Here is a 12,237-nt window from a genome sequence, read left to right on the forward strand (position 1 = left end):
GATTTGCCACATCTACGAATGCCGGTAATCACCTTTATCATTCCATTATCTTTTCGCTCGATCAGCTGCTGTAGGTAAGCGTCTCTTTTAATCTCCATCGTTACACTCCCCATTTCCGTGCACCTACACACTTTTTAGTAATGAGATTCTATCACAGAACGACCTGAATTTCAATATGTATTCCCATTTTATGTGCATCTACACATTTTTATGTAATGTTGATAAATATATTTTCAGATTTTTTTGATTGCAGTGTCTATAATCGATTACTCCAATCGTTATTATAGGTAGACAACAAAAAGAAGATGGTTCCGATGTTTCATTAAATATGTTCGTTAAGGACAGCAATTTGACACTGCTGTCCTTTCTTTTATAAAATTGCAGTACACAGAAAAAAGCTGTAAAATGAAAAATATATTTGTCCTTGTAACAATTCTCGGACATTTGCCTGTTATACTATCTGCAAAAAGAAAAGGAAGTGACAATATGAAGCAGATTTTAATTGTCGAAGACGATAATCTTTTGAATAAAACGCTTACTTATAATTTGGAATTGGACGGTTACACAATAACTTCTGTTCTGAATGCAAGGACAGCCGCTGAATCATTAAAAACAAACATTTTTGATTTGGTATTGCTGGATATAAATTTACCAGACGGAAATGGTTATGACCTATGCCGTCTTATCAAGCCAGAGCATCCTGATACAGTAGTTATATTTCTAACTGCCAACGATCAGGAAAGCGATCAGATACGAGGATATGAAGCTGGTGCAGTGGATTATATCACGAAACCTTTTTCGATTAGTGCTTTGCAGCGAAAGATCAAAGCCATGTTCGCTATGTTGGAACATCACAAACCAGCTAAGGATATTTACGAGGATGGCAGCCTGTTTCTGGATTTTTCGGAACAATTTGCAAGCTTGAACGGGAAACCATTAGCGCTTTCTGCGATGGAATATAAAATGCTGAACCTATTTCTTAAAAATCCGAAGCAGGTACTTACCCGCCAACAACTTTTGGAAAGGCTGTGGGACATTGATGAAAAATATGTAGATGAACATACCCTTACTACTTCTATCAGCCGCATTCGCAGTAAGATTGAAGCGGATGGCGACACATATATCAAAACGGTTTACGGTATGGGTTATCAATGGACAGGAGGCGAAAAGAAATGAAACTGAATAACCTTTCTGCTAAGAAAATTTGTAGACTGATTAGTGCTGGCATGGTTTTCTCTATGCTGGTAATTACCGGTATTCTCGGCGGTATAATGCAGGATATACGAATTTTCATAGCAGGTGGAACATTGACACTCTGTGCATTTTTCTGGATTTGGCTATTGGTGCTGTTTTTTGGAAAACGCCTTTCTCATTTTACTTCTAATTTGTGCCGGACGCTGGACAACATGATTGATGGAAACGAGGAATTACAAAAGTCAAATGATAGTGAAACTCTTTTTGCCCGTATCAACCACCGCTTAATCCGGTTGTATGAGATTATGCAGGAAAATCGGCACAAGGTAGACATGGAACGACAGGAGCTTCAAATGCTGATTTCTGATATTTCGCATCAAGTCAAAACACCTGTCAGCAATTTGCAAATGGTAACGGACACACTTTTAACAAAGCCTGTTTCAGAAGAAGAACGGATGGACTTTTTGCAAGGCATACGCAGTCAGACTGATAAACTGGATTTTCTGTTCCAAGCACTGGTTAAAACATCCCGGTTAGAAACCGGAGCAATACGATTAGAAAAGAAAGACAGCAGCTTATTCCATACGCTTGCACAAGCTATGAGCAGTATTGTATATGCCGCAGAGAAAAAAGAAATTGCTGTATCCGTGGATTGCCCGGAAAATTTGATAATCTCCCATGACAGCAAGTGGACAAGCGAAGCCCTTTTCAATCTGCTGGACAATGCAGTAAAATACACTCCGTCAGGTGGAAAGATTTCTGTATCAGTGGTTCAGTGGGAAATGTATGTGGAGATCAAAGTGACCGACACCGGCAAGGGCATTTCCGAAAGCAATCAGGCTGCCATCTTCCGACGCTTTTATCGTGAGGAAGAAGTACACGAACAGCAGGGCGTGGGCATTGGCCTGTATCTGGCCCGCGAGATCGTAACGCGGCAGGGCGGCTATATCAAAGTGGTTTCGAAGCTGGGCAAGGGTTCGGAATTTTCTATTATGCTGCCTACAAAATAGAACGCGGCGGACGGCCATTTTCGGCTGCCCGCCGTAAATTTTTTTGAAATGTCCGAGCGTTGTAACATTTCACCCCGATTTTCAATGAAATTTTTTGGCCGCTGTAACATTTCGCGGACATTTGGGTTTTATAATACCCTTATCAACAGGCAGGAAGCCTTGAAAGGAGTTTTGAATATGAGCGTTTTACAGACTATCGACCTGAAAAAGTATTATGGCACAAAGCCGAACATTACCCACGCCCTTGACGGTGTGAACTTCTCCGTGGAGGACGGCGAGTTTGTGGCTATTGTGGGAACATCTGGCAGCGGCAAATCCACCTTACTTCACATGATGGGAGGGCTGGACACACCCACTTCCGGCAATGTGATTGTCCGGGACAAAGAACTGTCGAAAATGAACGATGAACAGCTTACTATCTTCCGCCGCCGCAACATCGGCTTTATCTTTCAGAACTATAACCTTGTTCCCATCCTGAATGTGTATGAGAACATCGTCCTGCCGGTGGAGCTGGACGGGGACACGGTGGATCAGAAGTTTTTGGACGAGATCGTTCACTTGTTGGGGCTGGAAGATAAACTGAAAAATATGCCGAACAATCTCTCCGGCGGACAGCAGCAGCGTGTGGCGATTGCCCGCGCCCTGATTACCAAACCGGCTATTGTACTGGCTGACGAGCCGACCGGCAACCTTGACAGCAAGACCAGCGCCGAGGTGCTGGGACTTATCAAGCGTACCAGTGCGGAGTTCCGGCAAACTGTCGTGATGATTACCCACAACAACGACATAGCCCGTCTTGCAGATCGGATTGTCCGCATTGAAGATGGAAAGATTGTGGAATAAGGAGGGGGAAAGCTATGACATGGCCTTTTGAAAATGATACCAGCGCTATCATAAAAAAGCTGGCAAATCGGAGCATGAAAACAGACAAACGAAGCAAAGCCTTTCTGCTTCTCACGATTGCCCTTTCTGTCTGCATGATTTTTTCAATCGTTCTAATATCCGCAGGCGCGCAGGAAGAATTTAAGAATACACAGCGCAGTAAAGCGCAGGTTGCAATTCTGGGAATAACAGATGACCAGTTATCCGGTTTACGTCAAAACAAAGATGTTCAATGGATTGGCGAATATGCTGCAATCGGACTTTTTTATTCAGGCAATAAAACAATTACGGTCGCTTATGGAAGCGAAGATTATTTTACGCATCAGGAAGAAAAATCTTTGCAGGGCAGAGCACCGCAAAAGGCAAATGAGATCATGCTCCCACAGAATTATATTGATTTTTTGGGGAAGTCATATCACCCCGGTGACACCATTACTTTTGATGTAACCGGCACGGGGCATGAGGCAGAATACACGCTTTCCGGCATTTTGAGCGAAAGCAGCAAGAGTGATGGTTATTTCGTCTATCTGAGCAAAGAACTTGCCATGAGCTTAATGAATCATCTTCAAGTAACAGCATATACGCGGCTGAATACAGATGCCATTCGCTCGGAAACCCTTCTTGATTTTACGGATAAAGTCATTGAAAACACAGGCATTGTGGAAGATCAGGTATATCTCACGGAGTATTCTGCTATTATGACCGGAGCTGTTCAATCTGGCATCCAGCTCCCAATCCCTCTGCTGGCTGCATTGACTGCGGTGCTGGCTGCAACGATTGTGTATGGGGTCTTTTACACGAAGATTGCGAAGAACGTGCAGATGTTTGGTCAGCTACGGACAATCGGAATGACAAAAAAGCAAATTAAACGGATGGTGAGAAAAGAAGGACTCCGGTATGCTTTTACTGGTATTCCTCTTGGACTAATTGCTGGCTTGTTGATTGGATTTATTGTGTATCCGAAGGGATTTCAAATCAAAACGGTTGCCATCTATGCGGTGCTGATTGCCATAGTAGGTGTTGTAATGGTGAATATTGCGATTTTCAAGCCAGTTCGAGTTGCAATGAATACTTCTCCCATTGAGGGTGCAAGATACCTCGCTTATTCAGGGAAAGCAAAAGCCAGTTCAAAGCTGCATCGCAATCTGTCACCCCACAATCTCGCAAGAATCAATATCCAGCGTAACAGGCAAAAAGCTATTTTGACGCTTGTGATGCTGGGCGTAAGCGGTGCGCTATTGCTGGGCGCATCTACGGTTGCAGGCTCTATTGATCCGGAAAAACAGGCAACTTTCAAACACTATCCTGCTGGCAGTATTCTTTTGCAGGTGAAAAATCAAGTCGGCAGTTCGTTTGATAAAGAATCTGAGCCATACGGAAGTTCAAAGCTGCAACTGGAAGAAAACCCGCTTGAAAGCCAGACACTACGGCATGACTTGGAAAACATTGCCGGAGTAGAAAAAATAACTGCATTTAACTGCGTCCATATGTCCATTACCTTCCCCGGCGGGAGTGGTTCTCTCACAAGTATCATGAATGATTTCCCGACACTGAACCGTGAACAACTGGCAGAAAAGCAAGCGGTTTTATCGTCTGGAACGGCAGATTACGATGATATGACCGAAAGAAACGGAATATTGGTTGCAGAGAATATTGCGAGCGTTGGCGACACCTTGCAGTTGGAAGGGCGTTCTCCCGATGGCAGCACGTTTAATATCAACGCAGTTGTTGCAGGCACCTATGACCCGACCGATTTGATGGAACGCAATCCGGTTGTTCCAGGCAGTCCGTATTTTATGATGACATACGATATGGCAAAGAATCTGACAGGTATAACAGATCAGACTGGCATCTTGGCGCTCAAGATCACTCCCAATCATTTTGATGAAGTTCTAAGCGCGGTTCAAGAAATTGCAGAGCAGAGCGGTAAAATATCGGTTAATACGATTGAACAGACAATTAAAAACATTCAGTATCGGTATAGTTCGTCGATAAAGGCACTATATATGGCAGCGGCGATCCTGTTTACATTTGGAAGCATCAGTCTTATGAATATGCTGATGGTCGATTTTCAGAACAGAAAACGGGAATTTGGTCTGCTGGAAGCTGTTGGGGCAACGCAGAAGCAGCTAAAAGCTATGTTGAGTCGTGAGATTGGAATTTACCTCGGAGGTTCGTTGGTAATAGCTCTTGTATTTGGAAGCATTTTAAGTGTAATTGTTTGTAGACGATTGGATGCGGTAAACCATTGCATTACGTTGGTATTGCCGTGGCTGTTTCTACTGGCGTTAGTCGTTGTTTTAGCAGTTATATATTTGATTTTCACTGCATACGCAAAATCCGAGTTGAAGAAAACAAGCATCTTGTCTGCCATAAGGGAGGAATGATCTTTTGTATAGACATCACTTAAAAGGTAGTTAATTTCAAAATAATATCACTCTGTTGATACAGCCAGTCCGTAAATTCTTTCGGGCTGGCTGTTCCTGTTTTTACAGCCTTTTTTCTCTGTAATGCTTCTTTCTTAAAGTCGGCAAAGGCAGCCTGTATTTTTTCCAGACGGTCAGCCGGAAAGCCTGAGGTATTTTTTACCCGGTAAAGATTGCAGCCGCCATGCGCTGCAATCTCCCGATTTCTCATATTGTGAGGTTAATCCTCTGCTTTTTCGACTTCCGTTATCTCCCTTGCTGTTGCGGTTACAATCCGTATGCCTTTATCGCTCATACCGTCCAGCAGCGCGTCAAGCTGCCGCCGCCCGGTGGATTTCTCCGCATTGCTGTTCGGGAAGAAAAATTGATCTACCGAAATATGATACCGGGTTACAAGGTCATAGAATACCTGTAAACTCGGCTGTTGTCCCTTGTTCTCGATATTCGCAAGGTAGCGCGGGGAAATATATAACTCGTCGCTTACCTTTTTGCGGCTCTCGCCGTATTCATTTCTCGCGGCTTTTATAGCTGCCCCGAAAGCCTTAAAGTCGTACAATGGTACGGGTCTTTTTGCCATTTTCATTCACCCTGTTACATTTTACAGTTCACCTTTCTTTTTGGATATGTCCACACAATTCATATCATTAGGTTAAATACTTCCTGTTGTGTATTGACAGTAGACTGATTTTCTGATAAAATAAAATTTATGTAAAAGGAGGCGGCGTTTATGTTGCATAGCATGCGTATTAGATAAGCATTGAAAAAAAGGATTTTCCCATTTTCAACATGGGCTTTTTTGTCATGCTTATTTTGCGGATGCTATACAAAAAACTAACGACGTATAGATATAGTATAGACATAGTGCAAGCTATGCCTTAGTTTTGTTGTACTGCTCTGTGCATTATAAATGCAGGTCAATGCTCATGTTGAGGATTGACCTGCATTTTTTTGTGTAAAAAGGACGAGTGAAATATAATGCTTAAAAAATATTGGATAAAATGTCCGATTTGTAACGGAAAGACGAGAGTTCAAGTATTTCATAATACTGTATTAAAAGATTTTCCTCTTTTCTGCCCTAAATGCAAATTGACGCATATCATTGATGTAGAAAAATTAGAGATTGTAATCAAAAATACAGAAAAACAAACTTTTATTATTTAGAAGAAAGGATATAAAAATGAAACGTTTACCTAAATATACGCCTGCGGAAGTACGGAATGATCCATACGGATTTACTTACAAAGAAATGTCGGAAGTTATTGGCGAGAATGAAGCAAAAGCCTTATATGAAGAATTATATAAGCAATTACCACGCAAAAAAAATCTATCAATGTTGGTAAAAAATATTTGCAAAAGCAGTGATACTGAAAAGTATGTTTACGAACTGAAAGACAACAAATACATTGAAACGGTTTTTATCAAGCGGCGAGATGGTGGAACTGTTTGCGTGAGCACACAAGTCGGTTGTCCTGTTGGTTGTATTTTTTGTGAGTCCGGGCGAAATGGCTTTGTTCGTAATCTAACATCGTCAGAAATCGTACAACAGATTATATTGTTGCGTCGAAAAGTAAACCGTATCGTTTTTATGGGTATGGGAGAGCCTTTATTCAATTATGACAACTTGATAAAAGCAATCCATATTCTCCGAGATAGATATGGGCTCAACTTTCCAACCGACGGCATTACCATATCAACAGTTGGTCCGGTCGATCAATTAAAAAAATTGCGCGAGGAACATCTTAAAATTCAGTTGACAATATCTTTACACGCAGCAACACAATCTGCAAGAAATCGTATTATTCCTCACATGCGCATATATGCTATTGAAGATGTTGTTAAGCAAGCCTTATCCTATTCTGAAAGGCATAATCGCAAAATTGTCTTTGCGTATTTGCTTTTACCGGGTATAAATGACCGGCCCTCAGATGTAAGACAACTTGCAAAATGGTTTCGGGGCAAAAAAGTTATGATTAACGTGTTACAATACAACCCAACAAGCAATTCAAGAATTAAAGCACCACAGAAACGGGAAATAGTTGCATTCAAACATCAATTAGAGCAAGCAGGACTTGAAGTTACTATGAGAGTTTCTCATGGCAGAGAGATTAACGCGGCTTGTGGACAGTTAGCTAACACATATAATAAATTCAAAAAAAAATGATTAAAAGTGCCAGACGCATAGACGCAGAGCCGATAACGCATTAGGTCAAAAAACCTATGTGTTATCGGCTTTTTTATTTAATATTGCGCAAAAGCCGCTGTTCCCTATTATAGAATGGATTGCGGGTAGTGTATTAAAGTCGCCCTTTTTTAAGGATACGGCGGTATCGGGGAGGTATCGCCGTGTCCATTTTTATTTACTGTAACCCGCCTAATGCTTTGCGGTCAAAAAAAGCTATGCTCCGCAAGCGGGATATTCCGGCTATGAATGTGAACTGTCAATACATTTAGCTACTGCTTACATTTCCTTTGCGCCCGTCCGCGTCTTGCGGACGGGCGCATTTTGCTTTTTTCAACTTTTTTCTGAAAAGCGCACTCAAGAGCCATCTCCCGAACGGGTACGGAGCGAAAGGGGCAGAGAGGACAAGCCCTTAACTCCCGTCCTCTACTCCACGCGGGAAGGAGGTGAACTCTATGGAGCTATCTTCTTCCGACAAGGAAAGAATACAACATCAGTACGACGCATTAGCAAAGAAAACTTTGGTCGGCGAAGCGAAAAGCCACCGTCGCACTCTTGCGAAACGCGCAGCACGCGAAGTTACTTTTTCGGATTTGAGCGAAAGCGAACTCGCGCAGCTTTTCACAACGGACGAATACGAAAGCGATTATTTCCGTTTTCAAGTGTCCGGCTTTGATGTACTCGTCAAAAATGAACTGCTTGCCGAAGCCCTTAACGCTTTGCCCGAAAGGAAACGCGACATTATCCTTTTGTCCTACTTCTTGGATATGAGCGACGCGGAAATTGGCGAACTGCTGAATGTTGTACGCACGACGGTTTTCCGGCACAGGAAATCCGCGCTTGCGAAAATCAAACAGTATTTGGAGGGAAAAGCAGATGATGAATACCGTTAGGAAGTCTGAAAATCTGTTGCCGTTCCCTGTCATTTCCGCAGCGGCAAACGGCGACACAACCGCCATGTGCGCGATCTTGAAGCACTACGAGGGTTACATAGCGAAACTTTGTACCCGCACGCTGAAAGACGACGCGGGCAATACCTATTCCTATGTGGACGAGGAAATGCGTAACAGGCTGCAAGTGCGCCTTATTACCCGCACCCTTGCTTTTCATGTAGGATAATCTTTTAGCCCATGCGGGGAGCGTGTCCCCTTTCCACGCTTCCCGTTATGGGCTATTTGTCGTTCCGCAAAAGCATATCCGCTGTTGATGTGCTTTTGCAGGCCGACAAAGCCTATTGTTCTTTGACAAAGAAAGCGGCCTTTGGTGCGCAGCATAACAGGCAACGGGTACATTCCGTCTGTACCGAGCCAGTCGGCGGGTACGCCATGACAGCTTTTCCCCCTACGGGGAAAGCCGAGCGAGAACTACCTCGCCGTAAAACAAGTTTAGCAGCTTGTGGGCGACGACATACAAGGCGGCACAATGATACTCCCGCGTTGAACACCCTCAAAGTATTGCGCGGCGCACCCATAAGCATGGGCCGGGGTGAAACTCCCGTGAGGTTGCAGCTAACAACCGCCCGTTTTTGCCTTTTCAGTTTAATATTCTCTTTCTATCCCACGAAAGGGGGATTTTCTACTATGGAACAAACAAATAAACAAGAAGCAAAATCCCCGATTGTACGCGAATACAAGATCGGGGATATAACCTATATCGTCAAAGCCGTTGTAAAAGACGGTGTAAAAGAGGACGCCGCGACAAAGGTACGCCGCCTAATCCACAATGACCTAAAACGAGAAAAAAGCCCGGTATAATGCCGAAAATACTCTCCTATTGCAGACGGGCGGCGGGTTATGTGGTATAATATATATAACCTGTTTGTCCGGCTGTCGGAATAGGAGGTAACATGAAACAGTCGGATAAATTGACCGCATACTATTTTCGTGCGGCACTTCAAACAGATACTTTGTACCTTGACAATCAAATGCAAAGACTTCTTTACTACGCAAGCCGGAACGGGAACGCTGCACTTGCCGCGAAAGGTGGTGAGCGCAGATGAGTAACACTTTTTCCTTTCAGCAGATTGCAGCCCCCAAAGTGTTAAGCGCGGAAGTCCGCGAAGTCATTTCAAACAATGTCTTGCAATTCTATGTGCGCGATCAGCAGCAGGACACGCAGGACGAGGGTATAACGGCTTTATATGAAAGACTTTCGCAAGAGGACAAATTAGAGGGCGAGAGCAACAGTATTGCAAACCAAAAGAAGATTTTGGAACGGTACTGCCGGGAGCATGGGATTACTGCCTATCGGCACTATGACGAGGACGACGGATATTCCGGTACAAACTTCAACCGCCCCGGCTTTCAGCGTATGTTAGCCGATATTAAGGCGGGGAAAATCAAGCGCGTTATCGTCAAGGATATGTCCCGTTTTGGGCGAGATTATTTGCAAGTCGGTTTTTATACCGATATGCTGTTTCCCGATTTTGGCGTGCATTTTATCGCTGTCAACGACGGAGTAGACAGTACGCGGGGCGAAAATGAGTTTACCGCAATCCGCAACGTGTTCAATGAGATGTACGCCCGCGATACTTCAAAGAAGATACGCGCTACTTGGCAATCAAAAGGTAAATCCGGCGAACATCTTACCACAATCCCGCCTTACGGCTACATGAAAGACCCGGACAACAAAAAGAAGTGGATTATAGACGAGGAAGCCGCAGCCGTTGTGCAGCAGATTTTCGCATTGTGCGTTTCCGGCATGGGACCGACGCAGATTGCAAAATGGTTAGAAAAGCACGAAATCTATAATCCGACAGCTTACTCCCAAGCAAAGGGGCGGCCTGTTACCAACAAGCCAACGGCTAACCCATATAAATGGACAAATGAAACGGTTTCCCGCACTTTAGAACGCATAGAGTATTTAGGGCATACCGTAAACTTCAAGACCCGCAAGCAATCCTACAAGAGCAAAAAGAAGTTGTGGAACGACCCGTCGGAATGGGTGATCTTTGAGAACACGCAGCCGCCGATTGTGGAAGAAAGCGTATTCCTCATTGTGCAGAACATACGCCGATCACGCCGCCGTCCTACCAAAATGGGCGATATGGGTATTTTCTCCGGGCTGCTTTATTGTGCAGAGTGCGGCGGCAAGATGTATCAATGCCGCGCAACGAACTTTACCGAAGAACAGAAGTATTTTATCTGTTCGACCTATCGGAAAGGCAAAGATTTGTGTACGACCCATTCCATTAAAAATGTTGTCCTGCACGAAATTGTTTTGCGGAACTTGCGGGAAGCAATCGAGTATGTAACGCAGTACGAAGCCGAGTTTATCCAAGAAGCAGCGGACAGCCGTTTACGGGAGCGCGACGCGGAGTTTTCTCGCAAGCGCGAAACACTTTCCAGAGCCGAAAGCCGGATTGCCGAATTGGATAACCTGTTCAAGCATTTATACGAGGACAATGTAACCGGGAAATTATCAGATGAACGGTTTATCAAAATGTCCCGTGATTATGAGTTGGAGCAGGAAAACTTAAAATCAATGGCAGAAGTGTTGCGGGAAGAAATCAAGCAGCAGGAAAAGCAAAAAACCAACGTTAAGGCGTTTATCAGCGTCGTAAAGAAGTACACCGATATGCAGGAACTTGACGCTTCCATTTTGCGGGAGTTTATAGACCGTATCGAGGTTTCCCATACCGATAAGAAATCCAAGACAAGGGAAATCACGATTGTTTATAACTTCATCGGTGCATTTGATTTTGAACGGGCAAAAGAAAAAGCCCAAAATACAACTCAAAAACAGCAAAGAACGGCATAGCCGTTTGGCTATACCGTCCCTTGCTTCAATGTTTTCTTAATTCACCGCCCCGTTGAGCAGGGTATGTTTCTTGAATCATTCCATTAAACCATATTGTAACGATATCTCCCACCTGAACATCTTCCGCTAAATTTTCTGCCGATACATAATACTCTCCATCATTCATCTGACAAAAGCCTTCAGCTGTACTCACATGCGTTACAAGAAGTTCTCCATCATCGGTAATTTCTTTTACTTTTGCATTAAAATTGATAACCTCTATTGGAATAGACGTATCATCTTTTTCAATATCTCTAAATATGATTCGTTCGTCATCAATGACTACTATGAGCTGACCTTCAGAACTCCTTTGATAATGATATCCGCTTCCGAAATTTGATTGATTATTTTCAGATGGTAACTCTGTCCCTGCCACTGTTGACACAATTTCTCCATCCATTGTTCCGCAACCAGGCATTGACGCTACATATCCTGTGTCTTTATATATAACACCATCAACCATAACACATGAAGGATATGAGCCAGTATCTGCTGTTTGCTCATTTTGTACTACATCATCATTTTCTTTATTTTCTATTTCTACGGACACATTTCCAGACACAGGTTCTTTATTTTCTTGATTCGTTCCACATCCAGCCATTCCTAGCACCATACATAATACAAGCAGATAGATTACTTTTTTCATAATACATGCCTCCTTCACTTATATTTTTTAACTCTATAAACCGGAATTGAACTAAATCGCTGCGCGATGGCCTGCGAAGGCTGTGGCGCAGTTTTCACTTTG

At 43.4% G+C, this 12,237-nt stretch carries 13 protein-coding genes and 1 pseudogene; 11 read left to right on the forward strand and 3 right to left on the reverse strand.

Translation table 11 applies throughout. The features are described 5' to 3' along the window. Nucleotides 1–486: 486 nt before the first annotated feature. The 4 genes from DWY31_RS13510 to DWY31_RS13525 all read left to right on the forward strand — a co-directional run bounded on the left by DWY31_RS13510 (nucleotide 487) and on the right by DWY31_RS13525 (nucleotide 5,473). Nucleotides 487–1,176, forward strand: coding sequence for a response regulator transcription factor (locus tag DWY31_RS13510; RefSeq protein ID WP_019162604.1), 690 nt, complete (start codon nucleotides 487–489; stop codon nucleotides 1,174–1,176). Beyond that, nucleotides 1,173–2,204: a sensor histidine kinase gene (locus DWY31_RS13515; protein WP_117529028.1), complete on the forward strand. Its 1,032-nt coding sequence runs from the start codon at nucleotides 1,173–1,175 to the stop codon at nucleotides 2,202–2,204. The genes DWY31_RS13510 and DWY31_RS13515 overlap by 4 nt, the downstream gene beginning before the upstream one ends. Nucleotides 2,205–2,381: 177 nt before the next feature. Next, nucleotides 2,382–3,047 (forward strand): ABC transporter ATP-binding protein, encoded by a 666-nt coding sequence (locus DWY31_RS13520; protein ID WP_019162602.1) that lies wholly within the window; start codon nucleotides 2,382–2,384, stop codon nucleotides 3,045–3,047. A 14-nt stretch (nucleotides 3,048–3,061) separates the two neighbouring features. Further along, nucleotides 3,062–5,473, forward strand: a complete 2,412-nt coding sequence (locus tag DWY31_RS13525; RefSeq protein ID WP_117529029.1) for an ABC transporter permease — start codon at nucleotides 3,062–3,064, stop codon at nucleotides 5,471–5,473. 19 nt (nucleotides 5,474–5,492) lie between these two features. Here DWY31_RS13525 and DWY31_RS13530 read toward each other — a convergent pair. Continuing rightward, nucleotides 5,493–5,678: pseudogene (locus DWY31_RS13530) on the reverse strand (hypothetical protein); the annotation flags it as partial. Between the two features lie 54 nt (nucleotides 5,679–5,732). After that, nucleotides 5,733–6,089 (reverse strand): helix-turn-helix transcriptional regulator, encoded by a 357-nt coding sequence (locus DWY31_RS13535; RefSeq protein ID WP_002584957.1) that lies wholly within the window; start codon nucleotides 6,087–6,089, stop codon nucleotides 5,733–5,735. Between the two features lie 398 nt (nucleotides 6,090–6,487). On the opposite strand from DWY31_RS13535, the gene DWY31_RS13540 reads away from it, so the two are divergent. The 7 genes from DWY31_RS13540 (at nucleotide 6,488) to DWY31_RS13570 (ending at nucleotide 11,450) form a co-directional block, all read left to right on the forward strand. After that, nucleotides 6,488–6,673 (forward strand): cysteine-rich KTR domain-containing protein, encoded by a 186-nt coding sequence (locus tag DWY31_RS13540; protein WP_003431289.1) that lies wholly within the window; start codon nucleotides 6,488–6,490, stop codon nucleotides 6,671–6,673. Nucleotides 6,674–6,689: 16 nt separating this feature from the next. Beyond that, the gene (rlmN, locus tag DWY31_RS13545) at nucleotides 6,690–7,673 is read left to right on the forward strand and encodes a 23S rRNA (adenine(2503)-C(2))-methyltransferase RlmN (RefSeq protein ID WP_002584956.1); all 984 of its coding nucleotides are present in this window, start codon (nucleotides 6,690–6,692) and stop codon (nucleotides 7,671–7,673) included. Nucleotides 7,674–8,146: 473 nt separating this feature from the next. Continuing rightward, nucleotides 8,147–8,584, forward strand: a complete 438-nt coding sequence (locus tag DWY31_RS13550) for a sigma-70 family RNA polymerase sigma factor (protein ID WP_002604474.1) — start codon at nucleotides 8,147–8,149, stop codon at nucleotides 8,582–8,584. Then, a complete protein-coding gene (locus DWY31_RS13555; RefSeq protein ID WP_002604473.1) occupies nucleotides 8,568–8,810 on the forward strand; it encodes a helix-turn-helix domain-containing protein in 243 nt (80 codons plus the stop codon). The genes DWY31_RS13550 and DWY31_RS13555 overlap by 17 nt, the downstream gene beginning before the upstream one ends. A gap of 461 nt (nucleotides 8,811–9,271) precedes the next feature. Continuing rightward, nucleotides 9,272–9,445: a transposon-encoded TnpW family protein gene (locus tag DWY31_RS13565; RefSeq protein WP_226855230.1), complete on the forward strand. Its 174-nt coding sequence runs from the start codon at nucleotides 9,272–9,274 to the stop codon at nucleotides 9,443–9,445. Nucleotides 9,446–9,537: 92 nt separating this feature from the next. Further along, a complete protein-coding gene (locus tag DWY31_RS13975; RefSeq protein WP_158575519.1) occupies nucleotides 9,538–9,690 on the forward strand; it encodes a hypothetical protein in 153 nt (50 codons plus the stop codon). After that, the gene (locus tag DWY31_RS13570) at nucleotides 9,687–11,450 is read left to right on the forward strand and encodes a recombinase family protein (protein WP_118520950.1); all 1,764 of its coding nucleotides are present in this window, start codon (nucleotides 9,687–9,689) and stop codon (nucleotides 11,448–11,450) included. Before DWY31_RS13975 ends, DWY31_RS13570 begins: the two co-directional genes overlap by 4 nt. 25 nt (nucleotides 11,451–11,475) lie before the next feature. Here the strand turns inward: DWY31_RS13570 and DWY31_RS13575 are convergent, their stop codons facing one another. Next, a complete protein-coding gene (locus tag DWY31_RS13575; protein ID WP_118332822.1) occupies nucleotides 11,476–12,135 on the reverse strand; it encodes a hypothetical protein in 660 nt (219 codons plus the stop codon). Nucleotides 12,136–12,237: the final 102 nt, after the last annotated feature.

Origin of the sequence: Dorea sp. AF24-7LB (assembly GCF_003478575.1) — a bacterium.
Classification (GTDB): Bacteria; Bacillota; Clostridia; order Lachnospirales; family Lachnospiraceae; genus Dorea_D; species Dorea_D hominis.